The organism is Pseudomonas sp. IT-P294, from assembly GCF_949767865.1.
Taxonomy (GTDB): Bacteria; Pseudomonadota; Gammaproteobacteria; order Pseudomonadales; family Pseudomonadaceae; genus Aquipseudomonas.
This window is the reverse complement of the sequence record NZ_CATKQW010000011.1, coordinates 175,440-194,875: the sequence shown is the minus strand read 5'-3', so window position 1 is coordinate 194,875 and position 19,436 is coordinate 175,440. Positions and strand designations below refer to the sequence as shown.

Genomic DNA, 19,436 nt, shown 5'->3' with positions numbered 1-19,436 from the left:
AAATGAGTGCACGGATGGCACCACCATCCAAGAAGGCACATTTTTCGTAAAGCGCTTGCTGTACGTCGCGAAACATTCCGGTTCGCGGATAGAAGCAGCACAGTTTGATGGGCTTGCATCCTCAGACGGTACTGCGAACTCAAGACCGTTTGGCCTCACCTCGCTGAGCAGGCTGAACGTTTCGCCCCCTTGGTATTTTGGAGTGTGTTGACCGTGAGCACTAAATCGGCAGTTTCAAATCTTATCGCGCAGCGCAAGTCTGACCACGCGCTGCCAGGTGCCCTTTATAGCGATCCAGACGTTTACAGGCAGGATCTGGAACAGATCTGGCACAAAAGCTGGATCTTTGCAGGGCACACATTTGAGCTGGAGAAGTCAGGTCAGTACCTATCGTTGCAAATCGGCGATTACCCTGTCGCTATCGTGCGCGGCGCAGACAAGCAGATTCGTGCATTCCACAACGCCTGCCGCCATCGCGGTTCCAAGGTGTGCCCGCAAGCCAGCGGCAAAGTTGCCAAACTGGTGTGCCCTTACCACAAATGGACATTCGAGCTGGACGGCAAACTGCTTTTCGCCGGGAACATGGGGGACGATTTCGACAAGTCTCAGCATGGGTTGAAGTCGGTGCATTGTGAGGTCGTCGAAACGTACATCTATGTGTGCGTTGCAGAGGTCGCCCCAGACTTTTCGTCGTTCAGAAAATCCGTCACCCCTTTCGTTGCGCCTCATAACCTGGACGACTGCAAAGTCGCGTTTGAGTCGAACATCATCGAGAAAGGCAACTGGAAACTGGTGTTCGAGAACAACCGTGAGTGCTACCACTGCGATTGTACTCACCCGGAATTGATGCACTCATTCGTGGACAACCCATCGGTGGGTGGCGCCGGCGGCGATGAAGATCCCGAACTCAAAGAGCACTGGGATCGCTGCGAGGCGGCAGGTCTGCCTAGCCGATTGGTCATGGATGATAAAGGTCGTTTCCGAATGACGCGCATCCCCCTGTTTTCCGGGGCCGTCAGCTACACAATGGATGGCAAGCCTGCGGTCGCTGGCCGGTTGGACACCACCGGAGAAGCCAACATCGGTGCGCTGCTGTATTTCAACTACCCATCAACCTGGAACCACTTTCTGGGCGATCACGCGCTGAGTTTCCGCGTTCTGCCCATTGGCCCGGGCGAGACGATGGTCACTACAAAATGGATCGTCAAGAAGGACGCGCAAGAAGGTGTCGACTACGACATCGATCGCCTGACCAAGGTTTGGCTTGCAACCAATGACCAGGATCGCACTTTGGTTGAAGGGGCACAGGTCGGCGTCAGTTCTCCTGCTTACGAGCCTGGCCCATTGTCGGTGGCCAGCGAAATTGGTGTGTGTCAGTTTGATGATTGGTACTGCAAAACGATGCTTGATCAGCTCAATGAGACCATCCCGTTAAGATCTGTCGGCTAAGTGCAACACTGCCGGTGGTGAGAATCATGAATGATCACCACCGGCATCCCCTTCAGTTCTGCCTTGAGCAATACCTGTTGGCGGTGAAGCTCCCCACACCTCAAGTGATTGCTCAATCACTGCCGCGTTCCTTTCTTCTAAACGGCCCTGGAAAACTGGGCCAGAATCCAGTCGCGTAGCCGGCAACAGGCGTCGTCATTGATCCGGTCTTCACGAAATGTCAGATAGTGCTGACTTTCATGGAGAACCACTTCTTCTTCGATCGGACGAATCAGCGTGCCGTTTTCGATCAGGTTTTCGACCAGGTGATTCCAGCCCAGCGCTACACCTTGGTGTGTCAACACCATGCTAATCACCAGGTTGTAGTCATTCGCGTTGAATACGTGAGGACTGTCGTGGGGGCGCTTCTCGATATCAACATCGTGATAAGCCAGCCAAACTCCCCAGTCGACGTGCTCCGCTACCTGGGATCTGCCATAGGGGCTGAGGTTTAGCAAAACCCCGTCGCGTAATCCTTCCAGGCTGGATAGCTCAGGGTGCTCCGCTTTGTAACGAGGCGTGCACACCGGGTAGATGACGTCATGGAACAACGGATAGCTACGATACCCATCCTGAATCCTGGCCATCTTGGTGATGAAGATGTCCGGAGTTACACCTGGCTCCATCGACAAAAAGTTTTGAGTGGTTACCAAATTGAGGTCGATGTCTGCGTTCTTGGTAAAAAACCCCGGCAGCTTCGCTGCGAGCCAGAGGGCTGAAAACGCGGGAGAACAGCAAAGCGTCAGCGTGCGTTTGCCTGCATTGTTGGTGCGAATGCGCTCCGCCGCTTGGGAAATATTGACGAACGATAGCTGTGCCGCATCAAAAAAGATGGACCCGGCTTCCGTCAACTCGACCGCTCGACCCACCCTCTTGAAAAGATCCACCCCAAGGTACGCCTCAAGCTCCCGAATCTGACGGCTGATTGCCGCTTGGGTAACGCACAGCGCTTCAGCCGCACGCGTAAAGCTCTGATATTTGGCGGCGGCTACGAATGACTTCACTGCTTTCAAAGACGGCATTTTCAGCAGCGTCATGTCTGGATCGATGTGCTTAACCATAACCTAGAGTATTGAATATCCGGTTTGGGGCCTTTCGGAGGGCCGTTAGGGATGAGATCGGCCGAAGGGTTCCACCTAGAGCCTACGCTGGAGCGTAGCTGAAACAAAGTGTCTAAGACAGGCCCAGCGGCAGTTGTCTTCGCAACTAGCACTGCCGCAGTCGCAAACTGACCTATTTAATTGATTGATAACATCACGTTATTGATTGGCGGGAAGAAATGTTGTTAGACGCTGACCCTATTAGGTAATAACTTGGTTCTCAAGGAACTGCTTAATTCAGCGCCGATAAAACAAAAATAATAAACATCACATAATAAAGAGGATGGTCACAATGACTAATTCCCAATCTGTCTCCCATTTTGACTGCCCCCACAAGCACCGTCTTAACTGATCAAGACACGTACACCTAAATTCTTGATCTTACGTCGTAATTGCAGCAGGAGGGGTTATGAGTCTTGGTGACGAGATACTCTCGGTAAAAAACATTTACAAAGTCTTTGGCACTCAGCCAAAGCTCGCGATGGAGATGCTGGCTCGCGGTGCTGACAAGAATGAAATTTTCAGCAAAACCGGTCAAGTCGTTGGCGTTTTTGATGCCAGTTTCTCCGTAAAACGCGGTGAGATTTTCGTCATCATGGGACTTTCCGGCTCTGGAAAGTCGACGATGGTTCGGCTGTTCAACCGACTGATCGAACCGACCTCGGGCACCATCCATCTCAACGGCCAGGAAATCACCGGTCTGTCAGATGCTGATCTCCTCAGCGTTCGTCGCAAAGACATGAGCATGGTGTTTCAGTCGTTTGCTCTGATGCCCCACATGAGTGTGATCGACAACGTTGCTTTCGGCCTGGAAATCTCGGGTGTCGAGGAAATTGAACGGCATAAACGTGCACTCGAGGCACTCAAACAGGTGGGGCTCGATGGCCACGCCTACAGCTATCCGCATCAACTGTCCGGCGGCATGCAGCAGCGGGTAGGTCTGGCCCGAGCGCTGGCCAACGATCCCGCCATCCTGCTGATGGACGAAGCCTTCTCGGCACTCGACCCACTGATTCGCCACGAAATGCAGGGCGAACTGATTCGCCTGCAGGCAGAACAGCATCGCACCATCATCTTCATCTCCCATGACATTGATGAGGCGATTCGCATCGGCCATCGCATTGCGATCATGGAGGGTGGTCAGGTCGTTCAGATCGGTACCCCGCAAGAGCTGCTTTGCAACCCGGCGAACGATTACGTCAGAGCTTTCTTCAAAGGCTTTGATGCCTCGAAGATCCTCAAGGCGGGTGATGTCGCCAAAATTTGCGCAGAGCATCCGTACGCCATGGATCACTCCACTCCCACGCTTCGCGACGATGTACTTCTGCAGGACGTCTTTCACATCGTTGCTGATGCCGTTAATCCAGTTGCCGTGCTCGATCGCCAGGGTGTGTTCAAAGGCACGATCTCCAAGAGCCTATTGCTTCAAACAATGAGCCGACACTAACAGGCTCTATTTGCTGGCTTGCCAGGCTCGGACATTCAGGTGATGACATGAACGAATTCAATTTCCTAGACCCTTTTCAATCTATCAACGTCCCTTTGGGCCAATGGGTAGAAGTTGCCCTGAACTTTCTGGTTCATAATTTCCGTGAGGTTTTCCGATCGATAAGATGGCCAATCGACCAAGTACTTAATGGTATTCAGTTCGGATTGTTGGCTATTCCTCCGTCAATATTCATTATTGTTGCAACGCTCTTCGGCTGGCAGATAGGAGGGAAAAAGATAGGCATACTTTGTTTCGTCACCCTCACCCTCTTAGGAGTGATCGGCGTATGGAATGACGCCATGATCACCCTCGCCCTAGTGCTCACGTCACTGTTTTTCTGTGCAGTTATTGGCATTCCGCTGGGCGTCCTGTGTGCCCGAAGTGACCGACTGGAGATGCTTCTTCGCCCGGTACTCGATGCAATGCAAACACTGCCTGCATTTGTTTATCTGGTGCCCGTGGTGATGCTGTTTGGCATCGGTAACGTACCGGGAGTCCTGGTCACGATCATCTTTTCGGTCGCACCACTGGTCAGGCTCACCAATCTGGGTATTCGCCAGGTACCGGAAGACAAGGTTGAAGCTGCACGGGCTTTCGGATGCACCCCACGCCAGATGCTTAGGCGGGTTCAACTTCCCTTGGCTGCACCGACGATCATGGCGGGTCTGAATCAGGCATTGATGTTGTCACTGTCCATGGTGGTGATCGCTTCAATGATATCGGTAGGCGGACTGGGGATGATGGTACTTCGAGGGATTGGCCGCCTCGATATGGGCTTGGCAACCGTCGGTGGATTGGGTCTGGTATTGCTGGCGATTTTCCTCGACCGACTGACCCAGGCAATGGGCGAACGCAGTAACAGGGCAACCAAAGGTGAACACTGGTACCAGACAGGACCGGCGGGCGTCATTTATCGCCTGAAAAGAAAAAACACTGTCATGAAAATAGAAGTCAGTCCTAAAGAAAGCTAACTCCGCTAAGCGGCGCGTCGTGAACCAAAAGAAATGCCAACTTCTTTAATCCAGCCAAGGCAAACGATAATGAACTTCACAACCTTCGGAATAAAACAGAAATTCATTCACTCTGTGGCGCTTTTAGTACTAGCGGTCTCCCCTGTTTTCGCATCAGCCGCCACGGCGCAGGAGCCCGGAAAAGGTGTATCAATCACTCCGATTTTCCCGTCAATTGCCGAAGAGCGATTTCGCGGAGAGATAGCAATGGCGGGGCTCAAGGAATTGGGCTACGACGTTCAGACGCCTAAGGAAACCGAATACTCCACCATGATGATTGCACTTGCCAATGGTGACGCTGATTTTTCGGTTCATCTGTGGGAGGAACTGCACAAATCGTTCTACGCCAAGGCCGGCGGTGATGAAGCGATGGTGAAAACCGGCAATATTATGCCGGGCGTACTGCAGGGCTACATGATCGATAAGAAAACGGCTGACCAGTATCACATCACCTCTCTCGATGATTTGAAAAAGCCAGAGATTGCCAAGCTGTTCGATAGTAACGGCGACGGTAAAGCGGACATGACTGGTTGCAACCCCGGCTGGGGCTGTGAGCTGATCATTGCCCACCATATGAAAGCCTATGGCCTCGATAAGACTGTCACAAATAACCAGGGCTCCTATTTTGCCCTGATGGCCGACACCATTGCTCGTTACAAAGAAGGCAAGCCGATTCTCTATTACACCTGGGTACCTCAGTGGATCTCCGGTGTTCTGGTCGAGGGTAAAGATGTTGTTTGGTTAACCGTGCCACGTACGGATCTTCCAGGCGGTAAGAACGATGTCAACACTACCTTCAATGGCAAAAACCTTGGTTTCGCGGTAGACACTGTCAGAGCGGTCATCAACAAAGAGTTCGCCGAGAAAAATCCGGCTGCCGTGAAGTTCCTGTCTGAAATGCAGATCTCTACTGACGATGAAAGCGCGCAAAATCTCAAAATGCACAATGGTGAAAAAAGTGCAGCTGACATTACTCGTCACGCCAAAGAATGGATCGCGGCCCATCACGCGAAATACGACAGCTGGCTGGTAGACGCACGAGCCGCCGCTAATACCGCCACCGCAAAAAATTAATCCCTTCATTTAAATCTGCATAAAAGGTTGCCCTTCCCCGGGCAACTTTTTATCCGTTTCGGCGTTCATCATTCAGGAATCATGAAATGCAGTTGTATTCATTCGTCCAGAATTTCAGCTACAAGGACGCGCCCCTGCATACACGCGAGTTGGTTAAAACTTGCCTGCTCGACATCATTGGTGTGGCCGCCGGTGCTCGCGACAATCAAACCAGCGTGATGCTCAAAACCTACGCTGACACCCACTACTCTGCCAACAAGTTGTCCAGCCGCCTTTGGTTCGACGGCAGATCCGTGCATCCATTGGGCGCTGCGTATGCAGGCGGTTTCTGCGTTGATAGCCTGGATGCACATGAAGGTCACTTCACCTCCAAGGGGCATGCGGGTGCAACCGTTGTCCCAACCCTTGTTGCATTGGTCGACGCGTATCGCAGCCAGGGCAAAGACATCAGCGGCGAGGAATTCCTCAGCGCACTGTGCATCGGTTACGAGACCGCCCTGCGTGCGGGTCAGGCATTGATGGCCACCGCCCCTGAATATCATGCCTCAGGCGCCTTTTCCGGAATCGGGGTCGTTTGCGCCGGTGCCCGCCTGCTGAAGCTTGATGAAGCGACATTCCGTCATGCGCTGGGTATCGCGGAATACTTCGGCCCGAGATGCCCGATGATGCGCCTGGTGAGCTTTCCGACAATGTTGCGTGATGCCCACGGCGCCGGGGCGTATGCCGGACTGAACGCACTACTGATGGCGCAGCTCGGTGTCACTGGCGCCCCAGCCGCCACCGTTGAACCGTTGGAGATTTCCACTTTCTGGCAGGACATCGGAACCCGTTGGGAGATCGACGAGCAATATTTCAAGCCTTGGCCGGTATGTCGCTGGGCGCAACCAGCACTCACAGCCATGACCGATTTGATGCGAGCACATCCAGCCATCACTGCTGAGTTGATCGAGACCATTGATGTCGAAACGTTCCACGAGTCTGTGTGCTTGCAGGGGCATTTTCCGAAGAATGCGGACGAGGCCCAGTATGCGCTGGCGTTCCCGCTGGCGGCCTTGATCGTTCGCGGGAAGCTGGGGCCAAAAGAGGTCACCGGTGATTCCATTCATGCACCAGACATCTTGAGCATCAGCGAGAAAATCACCCTTCACGAGGCGCCTGACTTGTCGGCCAGGTTCCCGGAGGAAATTCTGTCCCGCGTCACGGTTACCCTGAAAGACGGCACGCGTCTGACGAGCCCAACCGCGACGGCCAAGGGCGACCCCGGCAACCCTATGTCGAGTGACGAACTTACCGCTAAATACCATTTACTCGCTGATGACAGTTTGGGAACCACTCTCAGCAATGCCATCAAAAACAGTGTTGAGGCACTGCCCGGCAGTGATGACTGCCAATCACTCTTTGATTTGTTGCTGTCCGCTCCAAAAACCGCTGCCTAGATTGCGCAACGTGTTTTTAGCTATTCGTTCAGGTGCCAAAGAGGATTTATGCCCTTCGTATTCGAGAGCGTGCTCAAAGACAAAAACATGGGGTACTCCTGCACGGCGCAGATACCAGTAAGGCCGCAGGCAGTGACTCGTGTGGCTTTCGTGCTTTTGAACAATTTCTCGATGATGTCGTTCACCGGCGCCATCGATGCGCTGGTGACCGCCAACCTGATTAGCGAGACGCCGGCGTTCGAGGTGTTGACTGTCGGCATCAAAAACCGTCTGGTCATGAGCGATTTGGGAATAGCGATTTCAGCAGACCTGGAGCTATCACAACTACCGGATCGTATCGACGTTCTCATTGTCGCCGGTGGTTTACGAGTAAAGCTGGTCAGCGATCCACTATTACGACGCAAGCTGCGTAACGTCGCCTCCCTTGGCGCGACCATGGGCGGTTTGTGGAACGGTGCATTTTTCCTGGCGGAAGCTCAGCTAATGGACGGTGTCGAGTGCGCCTTCCATCCCGATGGACGAGCGATGATGGAGGATGTTTTCCCCAAAGTCCTGGTCTCTTGTCGAACTCACGTAATAGACAAAAACCGTATCACGTGCGCTGGCGCCAGCAGCTCGTTACGCATGATGCTCGAGCTCATCACCACTAAACAAAGCGTTTCGCTGACCCATGCTGTCGAGGAAATACTCAGTTGTGACCAGACCGCTGAAGTGTCTGGGATATCGACGGTCATCGTTGACTCTGACCCCACCTTGCCTCAAACCCTGAAGCTTGCTTTAGAACTGATGAAAAAGAACATTGAAGAGCCGTTGTCGATCGACGAAGTCGCTGAGTGTGTGAACATTTCCCGACGACAATTAGAGCGTCGCTTCTGCCGTTTCGTAGGGGCCACGCCCACACGCTACTACCTTGAGCTGCGCTTGACTCGAGCGCGGCAGCTTATTCTGCAGAGCAATCGGCCCATCACCGATATCGCGATAGCGACCGGCTTCTGTAGTTTCGCCAATTTCCATATGCGTTTTCGTGACTTCTTTGGCGTAGCGCCAAGCAGTTATAGAGCAACGTATGAGCGCAGGCGCTAGGTCTTCCCGCACTGTCCAAGCCCAGTAATCGATGGCTAGCATCATCGATAAGGATTACCGAGAACTATGAATGCTCCATCGCCCGTGTTGGTACCCACGGCTAACCACAGCGAGCGGATGTCGACACGCATCGCCTTCCTTATCGCGGGTTTACTCATGTCCGCATGGGCGCCTCTGGTCCCATTGGTTAAAGCCCGCGCTGGCCTGGACGACGGCGGCCTGGGGTTGTTGCTGCTTGGCCTGGGCGGTGGATCTATCGTGGCCATGCCCTTCGCTGGTTATCTCACTGCACACTATGGATGCCGACCGGTCGTAATCTGCGCGACGATTGTCTTGTGTGCCCTTCTTCCGCTATTGAGCACCGTGGCGTGGCTGCCGGGCCTGGTGATCGCGGTCATTCTCTTCGGCGCCAGCATGGGCATGCTGGATTGTGCGATGAACATTCAGTCCGTCATTGTCGAAAAAAACAGCGGCCAGGCACTTCAATCCGGGTTCCATGGCCTGTACAGCGTCGGAGGCATAGTGGGCGCCGGGGCGATGACCGCTCTGCTGACTTTGGGCCTGCATCCGTTGATTGCTGCGCTCTGCATCGTTGCCACCGTTTTGGGAGCACTTTACAAGGCTGCGCCGGCTTTGCTGACTTACGGCACTGAACGGGGTGGACCCATGTTTGCAGTGCCCAGGGGTATCGTGCTGTTTTTAGGGGCGCTCTGTTTCATCGTCTTCCTCACCGAAGGCGCAATCCTCGACTGGAGCGCGGTTTTCCTTGTCTCGAACCGAGGGTTAGAGCCGAGCATCGCCGGCTTGGGCTACGCATCCTTCGCCGCTGCGATGACGGTGGGCCGCCTGACAGGCGATGCCATCGTCAGCAAACTAGGCGGCGTGCGCGTCGTTGCGCTTGGCGGACTCTGCGCAGCCGCTGGCATGATCGTGTCGCTTGGAATAGACGGCTGGGGCGCGTCCTTGATTGGCTACGCTCTGGTCGGTGCCGGCTGCTCAAACATTGTCCCGGTGCTCTTTACTGCCGTAGGCCGCCAGCAACGTATGCCACAGGCGGTAGCCATCCCCGCAGTCATCTCGATGGGCTACACGGGCATTCTGATCGGTCCCGTATTCATCGGGGCGGTCGCCCATCTAAGCACCTTGTCCTTCGCTCTGGGCTGCGTGAGCGTTTTGCTGGTTTTTGTCAGTGCGACAGCTCGATTGCTTCGCAACTAACCGACTCTTTCCAGGCGCGATTTCAGCATTGGCCATTGGATAGCTGCTACGAAGCAGATGAACATCGACCCCACTACCCGGCTGATCCACTGGGAGGCAACACGCCTTTGATCCAAGCGACCTCACCGAGACCGGTTACGCGAGCTTTATGGCTCCGCCCTGGATATCGTCACGCGCCATCCGCAAGTCAATAGCGTCCTGGTTAAGTCGGTGAATCATGTTGAGCAACCGCTGGCGCAGCACTTCGTCTTTGAGTTGCTCTGCTGCGCGCATCATATCGAGCGCGGCTGCCTCATTGTTAGTGGCGACCGAGTCGAGCAGTTTGCGCAGGCTTCTTGATGGTCGGTTCATCTCCAACCTCCTGGATTTCAGTGAGGCGAATCATAAGGCTGGAATGTTTCGTAAGTATTTCAGCTGCACGATCTGGCTGGGATCATCGGCTGCGGCGCAACCCGTCATGGATGGCGCCCCGTGGATTCGGTAAAAGACATCGGCGACCCACGCAAGGCGCGCTTCATACGTTAGTACCGATAGGTAGCCTGCACTGAAACACCATTTGCACTGTTGTCGTAGTTGGCACTGTATTCCGGTTGTACACCGGAGTTGTTTGCCTGCTTTACCGAGACCTTGGAATCCCAGAGATAACCATAAGCGAAGTCTATCGTCAGATCGGAACTCGGCGAATAAGCGCCACCCAGGGTCACTGCCTGGCGATTGCCGACCGGAATGCGTACGCTGCGATCGGCATTCCTGACTGGAGACGGATCATAGGCGTAGCCTGCGCGCAGCAGCCATTGTTGGTTCAATTGGTAGGCGGCTCCCACTGCTGTGCTCCACGTGTCGCGCCAGTTCATTTCTTCGATCACATGTCCCAGTCCCGCCGCCTCGCCGATAGGGGAAAGACCGCTGTTGACTGCCTCGACCTTCTGGATCCGGCTCCAGCGTTTCCAGGTGGTCCCCAGATAGCCCGTCCAGCGACTGTCGAAATGATGGGTGATAGACGTGTCCACGGACTCGGGCATGGTGAGGTCTATCTTGTTGTCATACTTTCCGTTCAACGGAATGACGCTCGGGGAACCAGAAATCTCGGTATGCCCTTCAAGTTCATAATCCACCTTCGAGTGATAGTTAATCCCCCAAGTGGTTGCCTCAGTAAAGTCAATCAACAGGCCGATGTTGTAGCCAAGTGCGGTGCCATCACCCTTGATGGTGACCAGCGTGTCCTCGCCATTGTTCAGGGCGCCGGTCGCGAGGTAATTCTGAAGCTTGGCATTGAAATGATTTATGGTCGGGCCGCCACCAATGGACACGTAATCATTGATCCGCCAGGCAATGGTCGGTTGCAGGGTTACTTCCTTGGTCGTGCTATAGGAGCCATGGTAACGCCCCTGAAAAGTGCTCTCGTAATCATTGATCAGACCACTGGGGGCATAGAGGCCCAGCCCCATCGAAAAACGATCATCAAGGGGCGTAGACATGTAGACGAAGGGCACGACGCCCAAGGGTACCGAGTCCCCTTTGTTGGTGCCTGTGGCACTGCTTCGTGCATCACTGATGTCGTCGCTGACCGAGACGACCGCGGCCCCGCCGGAAATCTCACTGCGTTTCAACTTGGTCAAGCCCGCGGGATTGCCAAAAATAGTGCTCGCGTCCAGCGCCGAAGACGACCTTCCCGCATAAGCAGTTCCCGCACTGCTTGCACTTTGTTCGTTTAGCGCAATGCCGTTTGCGCTGACGATGGTAGAGGCGCTGAGTAGTGCGATGGCGCTGCCCAATTCAATCCAGACAGCACACTTGCGTTGAGTAGAGAGACACGGGATCACGCGGCTATTGAGTTTCATTTTCCACCTCTTGTTTATTGTTTTTGTTGTTTGCACGCAGGCAAGGCTTCGCCGCCCCGTACACTTATCAGTGCCGGCTGGAGTTGATCCAAGTTGTGTCAAAGACCTTGGCTAAACAGCGCCAAGGCTTGACTGCAGGACTTACGGCTATCGAATCAAGAACTCAATTAATCCACTCGACTTGAAAGCTATAACGGCCCAACAGAGGAGCCAGGACTTCCTGGTCAGGTCCGGCCTTGACGCAGGCAACTTGCCCACGGCGATTGTCCTGAACGACTTCAACGGCAATATCCGAAAGCCCCAGACGCTCCACTTCCTGCTGGATTACTTTGGCAATTTCCCTCTGCTGCAAAGCGGGCTTGAATATCTTGCCCACCGCCGTCAGTGGCAATGCATCGAGGATTTCAATGCGCTTGGGAACGGCAGCCCGCTCGCTGATGTTCAGATGAGCGAACGCCTCAAGTTCTTCAACATCGCAGATTTGCCCGGGGCGTAGCTGGACGTAGGCAACCGGCACCTCGCCCGAGTAGGCATCGGGGCTGCCGATTGCAGCGGCCAAGGCGACAGCGGGATGCGCCTGAAGCGCCTCCTCGATTTGCTTTGGATCGATGTTGTGACCACCGCGAATGATCAACTCCTTCTTGCGCCCGGTCAGCCAGAAATAACCCTGCGCATCCTGACGGCCCAAATCGCCGGTATTCAGCCAGCGCTGACCGTCGATTTCGATCCAGAGGCCCTGGTTATGACGCTCCTCCAGATAACCCTCGAAGAGGTTCGGCCCACTGATCGTGATGACGCCGATCTCATCCACGTTGGCGTCGCGCAGATACGCTCCAGAATCATTGAGTACGACCGCGCGCATATTCTGGTAGGCAAGCCGTATCCCGATGGAGCCGATACGGCGCTCGCCATGGGGTGGATTGATTGACGAGACGCAGGCGCCCTCGGTCAGGCCGTAACCTTCAAGGATCTTCACCCCGGTGCGGTGCTCGAACTCCCGGAAAAGCTCAGCCGGCATAGGGGCGGCGCCACAGATGGCATAGCGAAGACTAGAGAGGTCGCGGCCCTGCCATTCATTTTGCAGAAGCGCGGCGTACACAGTTGGCACGCCGGAAAAGAGGTTGATACCGAAGTGTTCGACCATCTCCCAGAATCGTGGGATCACACCCTCGCCACGAAACCCCTGAGGCGTCCCGAGGATCACATGGTCGCCTTGAGTCCAAGGCATCAGTCCCGTCACCAATTGCCCATTGACATGAAACAGCGGCAGGCCACAAAACAGAACCTGGACATTACTGCGTGGCTGCATGTGCGCGTCGATGGCCCATGCGTCGAATACTTCAGAGCCATGGGTGCGCGCGGCAATTTTGGGGAGCCCGGTGGTGCCGCCCGTACAGATGTAGGAGGAGCACTCATCTTCGCGGATTTGCCGACCGCTCTTGAGGTGTGTGTGGGGCTGAGTATTCATCAGCGATTGCCAATCGTGAATCGCGATACCACAGTGCAAGTCTCGCTCTTTCAGTGCGACGGCTTTCAGAGCCCCTCGCACTGGTTCGTCGACATAGGGTGCCATGCTGACCCAGACAACAGACCTGAGCATGGGTAGCTGATCCAGCTGCGAAGCCAGCTTGGGCCACAGATCGCTGCCCGCGGTCGGTGCGAGTGTCACCACCACCGATGCTTTCGCGGCATTCAGTAAGCCAGCCATCTGCTTGGCCTCAAGCAGAGGATTGATCGCCATGACGATCCCCGCCGCCTCCCCGCCCCATAGTGTGAAGTGGGTTTCCGGCAGGTTGGGCAGGATGAAGGCAATCACCTCACCCGGTTTTATACCCAAGTCATGGAAGGCATTCGCCGCACGGGTGATATCCGCGAAGAGCTGGGAGTAATTCCACTCGTGGGTGCGCTTGAAATCGGCGGCTTCGGCAAAGAAACTGAGCGCCGGTGCCCGGGGGGTGCGCTCGGCCGCCACACGCAGCGCTTCATAAGTGCTGCAAGCCAGTCCACGCTCCGACAAGGGGACTCGCTCAAGGCTTTCGATGTCAATCAGGCTCCGAACAACCATTAAATTTCTCCCACGACCCGGTTGCGTTGCACGCCGAGGTCGACCACACCATCGGCGCTGCGAATACGCGCCTCGACCACGTCACCGGCCTTGAGGTACTGCGTCCGCCCCTCTTGTGCCTTAAGGAACAGCTTCCACTTGGTGGCTTCTGGCAAAAGGGCTGCAATGCGCATTTTGCCGGGCGAAGGGATCGTCAGAGCACAGCCGGCAGGTGTCCCCGTGGCGATCAGGTCTCCGACAGCGAGATCTTGCAACGCGCTGAGTTCGGTCAGGGTTTCAGCGGGGCCATAAACCAGATTGGCCGTGCTGTCGTTCTGTCGTACCTGGTCGTTGACTGTCAGGCGCAGCTGCAGCGCTTTCAGGTAATGCATGCTCTTGGCATCCAGAAGGCACAGGTAGGGGCCGACCGGACCAAAAGTGCGGTAGCTCTTGCCCTTGTAGAACTGCATCTGGGGAATCTGAATGTCACGAGCCGAGTAGTCATTGACAATGACGACGCCCGCAATGAATTCATGCAGATTGGCGTCGGTGACAGCAATAGCGCCGGTGATCGAGCGCTTCATCACCAGGCCCAGTTCGATCTCGTAGTCAAGGAAGCGCACGTGGCGCGGCTTGATCAGATCGCTGTCAGCCGCCACCAGGCAACTCGTCGCCTTGGTGAAGATCATGTTGAATTTCTTCGCATCAGGGTCCATGCCTGACTCGATCATATGCTGACGGTAATTGGCGCCCTGGCAGACAAACTGCTGGTTACGGGTCACCGGCGACAGCAGTTTTACGTCGCCCTCCTCCAACTCCGGACCTTTCAGTTGAGCAAGTTCGTCGAGACTGTTGCGGCTAATGAAGTCACCGGTCGTTTCAAAAACACCGGGGACAACTGTGATACGGCCCTGGCGAAGCACGCCCCAGTGGATACCGTTCTGAAATTCAAAGCGGACTACGTGTACAGCAGACATTGAAGGTACTCCTGGAGCGGCGTTTGTCCCGCGTTCAGTGGCGCGGGAACTGTTGTGATGTTCTGAAACGGGGGCTGGCAACGGTGTAGCTCTACCCGAACATCCGCATGAGTGTTATCAGCTTGCGAATGGTCAGGTCGGGGCTGCGTCGCAGGTTGCGAATCAGCAGCAGAAAATTGGCCAGGTTCATTTTGGGTTTGGTAAAACTCCTGGGCATGCGCTGTCCCCACTGCGCCATGGCTTCGGGACTCACCGGATGAATGCCCGTAGGCCGAGAGGCCGTGAAAATATCCCCGTCGCAGTAATGCTCGTGCTTGTCGCCCCAAGGGTCTTGCCAGTAATCGAAGATCTGACTGCCAAGAATGTGCCGGCCGATGCCCCATGAGTGCGCCCAACCGCGCTCGCGCAGAACGCGCTGCCCCATACCCACGGCGTCTGCATCGACGACTTCATAGGCGCTATGGCTGTAGGTCGCCATGAACCCTTGCGCAATCGCGAGCGTATGGTGATCCGCGGGAATGTCACCGAGATCAAGGCGCATGAACGTGACAATAGGCGTGCCGTCGGCGAGTACCTGCACATCGCTGGGAATGAACCCGAAATGCTGCGTGTACCAGGCGCAGGTTGCTTGATAGTCGGCCACTTCAATGACGATGTGGCCAAGCTTGAGGACTTCAGGAGGAGTAATCGGCGGACGCTGCGTCGCGTTGATTCGCTGTGGTTCCTGCGCCAGATTCCAGTTCAGAGGAGCTCGATGTGCCAACGCCTTGCCTGGCATTTGGTCGCACACGGCTTCCACAATGAAACCGGACGGATCCGTCAGTCTGACGTAAGAGCCTTTACCTGGATGTTCCGATTTCTCGACCGATGACGCACCCGGGACTCGAGTGAGCTTTTGAAGCTCTTCCAGGGACCGCACGGCAAGCCCGAACCCGATGAAACGGGCCTGTTCGGCCCGTTCGATCCGGTAACAATAGGCAGTGGCGTCGGTGCCCCGCATATAGAGCGTCTCGGCGTCCTGCCGAGCGACCGTCAGGCCGAAGTCCGTCAGGAAACGCGCGGCCTCATTCAAGTCCGGCCGCTGGAAGATCAGGTGCGTCAAAACCTGGGCCTTTACCGTCGGCTGCGGATGCCGCGCGGGGTGTGGTGTCGCCAACCGATGCAGTTCTTTTTTGTCGTTCATTGTTGTTGTTTTCCGGGTTTTTAGGGCAAAGCGGTCCCGTACCCCTGAAAACTCAGGGGTTTATTCAGTCAAATCAATTACGCGCTCAGTCGAGAGTTGGCAGTGCCGGCAACGCTTGAGTTGCCAACGCACGAGCCTCTTGTGGCGGCACACCCAATGCCCGCAATACCAGCTCGGCGGTATCGGAGCCCGAGTCGCGCCACGTTCGGTGACCTTCCAGTACCAGGAAAATCGAGCCGAGCACGCTGCTCGATATCAGCGTCAGTACCGAGAGCAATTGCTCCTGCGCAAACGTATAGCGCCCTGAGGCAAGCCCGCTCAGAAGATCCTTGGTCGCCTGACTGCTGAACATTTCGCGCAACGAAGAATTGCTCATGGCGAATTTATGGATGAACGCGCCCCACTGGGAGTCTTCGTGCGCACGGCGAATGAAGAATCGAATGCCATTGGCCAGGCGATGTGCGGGATCCGAGAGGGTATTGAAGCTCTTGTTGACGCGCTCATGCATCTCCCTCGCGAGATGGCTGGCGACCGCCTCGAACAGGTTTTCCATGCTATCGATGTTGCTATAGACCGTTCCGCGTGCCACACCGGCCTCTTGGGCGAGGTCAAGGATGTTCACTTGCGAGGTGCCTCTCTCGGCAAACAGGCGAAAGGCAGCTTGATGGATGCGACGCTGTGTTGGGTTCAGGGATTCCACGGTTCTCTCTCCAGGATTACCTCATGAACCAATTGAACACTCGTGTTCATTTTGCGTCAATACTATTTTGGGGACTGCAGGATTTAACGTGTAGAAAAACGGCCTTATGCTCAATATTTCGGATGAAAGGATCGATTTCGACTGATAAAAAACAGCCGAGCGCACTGAAAAAACTGAACACCTATGTTCAATTGTAGCGACAGGATTTTTAATGGCTGCAGGCTCGTCGCCCTGCGAAAAGCTCGACGACGGATTGATCAACCCAGGTAGAGCCCGACGACATCGGATCAGGCCGGCAACGGCATGCCGGCGATTTTTCTGGCTTTGGCAGGCGTGACGCCCAGGGCCTGGAGAACCATTTCGGCGACCCGCAAATCATGCGCCTCCACTGCACGCCCCTCGACGACTGAGCGCATGGCGCCGGTTGTGCACGACAGGACGATGTCCAGGGCGATCCCTTCGTCTTCGTAAGCAAACGTGCCTGCACGCCGTCCTTCGCGCAGATCGCCCAGTACATGGTCAGCCAGACGCGAGCGCATGGCCTGGTCGAAATGGATGATGCGCAGCAGCGCATTCGCCCATTGGTGGTCGGCCGCAGCTCGACACACAAACATGCGCACGCCGATCGAAAGCCGCTGGGCACCACAGTGCACATCCCTGCTCTTGGCGGAAATAGCATCGGAGAACTCGGCGGCCATGGCGATGCCCACCGCCTCCAGCACTTCGTCGCGAGTTCGAAAATAGTTGTAGATGGTGCCGTTGGAGACCGCGGCTTCCGCAGCGACCTCGAGCAGTGCGATCTCCCCCACTTCCTTGCGTGCGATAAGACGCAATGCGGCGTCCACCAGACCACGACGGGTGCGCTCACGTTTCTTGTGACCTCTCGTGAGCGGTTCTGGCGCATCAGCTTCTAAAGGAAGAGTGGGGGAATGCATGATCAAGCTCGTAATTTAATGGGCTCGTTGATGGTAATGGAAACGCCGTCCGGCGTGGCGCCTTTGCTGGCCAGCAGCCCCCAGCAGTCTCGAAGCAGGCAGCCTGCTTCTGCGCCTGGGGCGTGGTGCATGATGATACGGTCGGGGCGAACCGCGACAAGCGTTCCCTTGGCAGCCAGCGGCAGGATCTCATGGTTCATGTCTTCGATGAAGTCACAACTGCCGCCGGAGCGTTGGCCGCGTGCTCTGACCTCTAGAAAGTGGCCTCCCATTTTTTCCCAGGAAACGATCTGGTCAGGGGTCAGCAGTGACAACGGGTCAACACCGAACCCAACCAGGGTCAGGTTATCTCCCAGAGCATCGTCGCTCAGCTTGATCTGCTTTTGCATGTTGCGAGCCCAGGCCTGCGGAAACAGGCTGCCACGTACCAGTTTGTCGCCCCGGGAATGCTGCACGAACAAGCCGTGTTTGAAGGTGTTCTTCGGCTTGATGTCCAACTGTTCGAAGTACCTTCTGGTCGTGGGCGTCAACGCCAGCGTGCGCATCAGACCGTGGACAAAGAAAGCGGCGATCTTGTTCTTGGGCATCACCAGACGGCCCATGAGTTTCGCCAGATTGATCATTGCCCGGGCATGGGGGCGGCGCTCTTCGTCATAGGTATCGAGTATTGCAGGCGCGGCATGGCCGCGAAGGACCCAAGCCAGTTTCCAGGCAAGGTTGGCGCCATCTCGAAGGCCCGCAACGAGGCCCTGGCCGACAAAAGGAGGCGTGATGTGCGCTGCATCGCCGGCGAGAAACACGCGTCCCTTGCTGAATCTGTTGCAGCATCGCGCGTGGAATCGATACACCGCCTTGCGCTCGATTTCCAGCTCTTGCGGGTTGATCCATGGCGCGATCAGCCGGGCGATGCTTTCGGGGCTTTCCAGCTCTTCCCGGGACTCGCCGGATTGCAGCATGAACTCCCAACGCTCCCTGCCGCCGGGGGCAGGCATGTGCGGTGTCGGGCGCCGCGGATCACAGACAAACTCGATGTGATCAATCGCTGACTTATGGCGGTTCTTCACATCGACAATCAACCAATCCTCCGCGTAGGTCTGCCCTTCAAACTCCTGGCCAATCAGCGCTCTGACCCTGGAGCTGGCGCCATCCGCTCCGATCAGGTACTGGGCGCGAACGGAATGCGACTGCCCATGTTCATCCTGTACGCAAGCAACGACGCCATCCGACATCTCGACCAGGCTCTCAAGCTCGAAGCCACCCAGGCTGGTGACGGTTTTAAGCCGGACAACCTGGTCGCGCATCGCGTGTTCGAGGTCGGGTTGGTAGAACGTCACCAGTTTCGGATGGCCATCGATGCACCCCTCGGTATTGGCTCGACCGAACTGCCCGAGTACCGGGGAGTGCATTTTCACTTCAGGGATAACGATCTTCTCGAAAGCGTCTTCCGACAAACCGGCCTGTTGCAGGATGCGCAGCGCCTCGTTGTCCAGAGCAATGGCACGCGGCATCAGGACCACGTCATGGACCTTGTCCAATACCAGGGTGGTGACGCCATAGCGGCCCAGAAGCGCAGCGATGGTCGCACCTACCGGACCATAACCGATCACCAGCACATCGACGGCGGTGGGAGGCAATTGGCAATCTTTCTTGTTGTTGTTCATCTCGAGCCCTTGTTGTGATTGAAGTCGTGAGACGCGAGGTCTCCTCGTCAGGCAAGGGTGAAGGTATTCAATATTGAGAGATATTTCAATATTGAAGTTTTTGTCATTGTTTTTTTGAAACGCTGCTCAAGCCGCGACGGGCCAAGTGGCGAGCCGAATTGCACGGTGAGAACCGAGTTTGCGCGCGTGCCAGTTTC

16 protein-coding genes are annotated in these 19,436 nt (G+C 55.7%); 7 read left to right on the top strand and 9 right to left on the bottom strand.

The window, feature by feature from the left end:
* Positions 1–213: 213 nt before the first annotated feature.
* Entirely contained in the window at positions 214–1,449 is a 1,236-nt protein-coding gene (locus tag ACM6I0_RS08375) for an aromatic ring-hydroxylating oxygenase subunit alpha (protein ID WP_414921994.1), read from the top strand.
* A 137-nt stretch (positions 1,450–1,586) separates the two neighbouring features.
* On the opposite strand, the gene ACM6I0_RS08370 is transcribed toward ACM6I0_RS08375, so the two are convergent.
* The gene (locus tag ACM6I0_RS08370; protein ID WP_165933958.1) at positions 1,587–2,549 is read right to left on the bottom strand and encodes a LysR family transcriptional regulator; all 963 of its coding nucleotides are present in this window, start codon (positions 2,547–2,549) and stop codon (positions 1,587–1,589) included.
* A 448-nt stretch (positions 2,550–2,997) separates the two neighbouring features.
* Between ACM6I0_RS08370 and ACM6I0_RS08365 the strand changes: the two genes are divergently transcribed.
* The 6 genes from ACM6I0_RS08365 (at position 2,998) to ACM6I0_RS08340 (ending at position 9,898) form a co-directional block, all read left to right on the top strand.
* A complete protein-coding gene (locus tag ACM6I0_RS08365) occupies positions 2,998–4,035 on the top strand; it encodes a quaternary amine ABC transporter ATP-binding protein (protein WP_285434367.1) in 1,038 nt (345 codons plus the stop codon).
* A gap of 8 nt (positions 4,036–4,043) precedes the next feature.
* The gene (gene proW / locus ACM6I0_RS08360; protein ID WP_285434520.1) at positions 4,044–5,048 is read left to right on the top strand and encodes a glycine betaine/L-proline ABC transporter permease ProW; all 1,005 of its coding nucleotides are present in this window, start codon (positions 4,044–4,046) and stop codon (positions 5,046–5,048) included.
* A gap of 69 nt (positions 5,049–5,117) precedes the next feature.
* Positions 5,118–6,161: a glycine betaine/L-proline ABC transporter substrate-binding protein ProX gene (gene proX / locus ACM6I0_RS08355; RefSeq protein WP_197281791.1), complete on the top strand. Its 1,044-nt coding sequence runs from the start codon at positions 5,118–5,120 to the stop codon at positions 6,159–6,161.
* Positions 6,162–6,247: 86 nt separating this feature from the next.
* Complete coding sequence (locus ACM6I0_RS08350) at positions 6,248–7,597, top strand: MmgE/PrpD family protein (RefSeq protein ID WP_414921993.1); 1,350 nt, start codon at positions 6,248–6,250, stop codon at positions 7,595–7,597.
* Positions 7,598–7,645: 48 nt separating this feature from the next.
* Positions 7,646–8,680 carry a GlxA family transcriptional regulator gene (locus ACM6I0_RS08345; RefSeq protein WP_414921992.1) on the top strand — a complete coding sequence of 345 codons (1,035 nt, stop codon included), beginning with the start codon at positions 7,646–7,648 and terminating at the stop codon, positions 8,678–8,680.
* 66 nt (positions 8,681–8,746) lie between these two features.
* Positions 8,747–9,898, top strand: a complete 1,152-nt coding sequence (locus ACM6I0_RS08340) for an MFS transporter (protein ID WP_414921991.1) — start codon at positions 8,747–8,749, stop codon at positions 9,896–9,898.
* Between the two features lie 135 nt (positions 9,899–10,033).
* On the opposite strand, the gene ACM6I0_RS08335 is transcribed toward ACM6I0_RS08340, so the two are convergent.
* From ACM6I0_RS08335 to ACM6I0_RS08300, 8 genes are all read right to left on the bottom strand, one after another.
* The gene (locus ACM6I0_RS08335) at positions 10,034–10,249 is read right to left on the bottom strand and encodes a hypothetical protein (protein WP_222586337.1); all 216 of its coding nucleotides are present in this window, start codon (positions 10,247–10,249) and stop codon (positions 10,034–10,036) included.
* A 170-nt stretch (positions 10,250–10,419) separates the two neighbouring features.
* Positions 10,420–11,739 carry an OmpP1/FadL family transporter gene (locus ACM6I0_RS08330; protein ID WP_414921990.1) on the bottom strand — a complete coding sequence of 440 codons (1,320 nt, stop codon included), beginning with the start codon at positions 11,737–11,739 and terminating at the stop codon, positions 10,420–10,422.
* Positions 11,740–11,902: 163 nt separating this feature from the next.
* Complete coding sequence (locus ACM6I0_RS08325) at positions 11,903–13,804, bottom strand: acyl-CoA synthetase (RefSeq protein ID WP_414921989.1); 1,902 nt, start codon at positions 13,802–13,804, stop codon at positions 11,903–11,905.
* Entirely contained in the window at positions 13,804–14,760 is a 957-nt protein-coding gene (locus ACM6I0_RS08320; protein ID WP_414921988.1) for a fumarylacetoacetate hydrolase family protein, read from the bottom strand. Before ACM6I0_RS08320 ends, ACM6I0_RS08325 begins: the two co-directional genes overlap by 1 nt.
* A 91-nt stretch (positions 14,761–14,851) precedes the next feature.
* Positions 14,852–15,943 carry a VOC family protein gene (locus ACM6I0_RS08315; RefSeq protein WP_414921987.1) on the bottom strand — a complete coding sequence of 364 codons (1,092 nt, stop codon included), beginning with the start codon at positions 15,941–15,943 and terminating at the stop codon, positions 14,852–14,854.
* An 85-nt stretch (positions 15,944–16,028) separates the two neighbouring features.
* On the bottom strand, positions 16,029–16,643 hold the full coding sequence (locus tag ACM6I0_RS08310; RefSeq protein ID WP_414921986.1) for a TetR/AcrR family transcriptional regulator: 615 nt from the start codon (positions 16,641–16,643) through the stop codon (positions 16,029–16,031).
* 287 nt (positions 16,644–16,930) lie between these two features.
* Complete coding sequence (locus tag ACM6I0_RS08305; protein ID WP_414921985.1) at positions 16,931–17,578, bottom strand: TetR/AcrR family transcriptional regulator; 648 nt, start codon at positions 17,576–17,578, stop codon at positions 16,931–16,933.
* A gap of 2 nt (positions 17,579–17,580) precedes the next feature.
* Positions 17,581–19,239 carry a bifunctional 3-(3-hydroxy-phenyl)propionate/3-hydroxycinnamic acid hydroxylase gene (locus ACM6I0_RS08300; protein ID WP_414921984.1) on the bottom strand — a complete coding sequence of 553 codons (1,659 nt, stop codon included), beginning with the start codon at positions 19,237–19,239 and terminating at the stop codon, positions 17,581–17,583.
* Positions 19,240–19,436 lie beyond the last annotated feature (197 nt).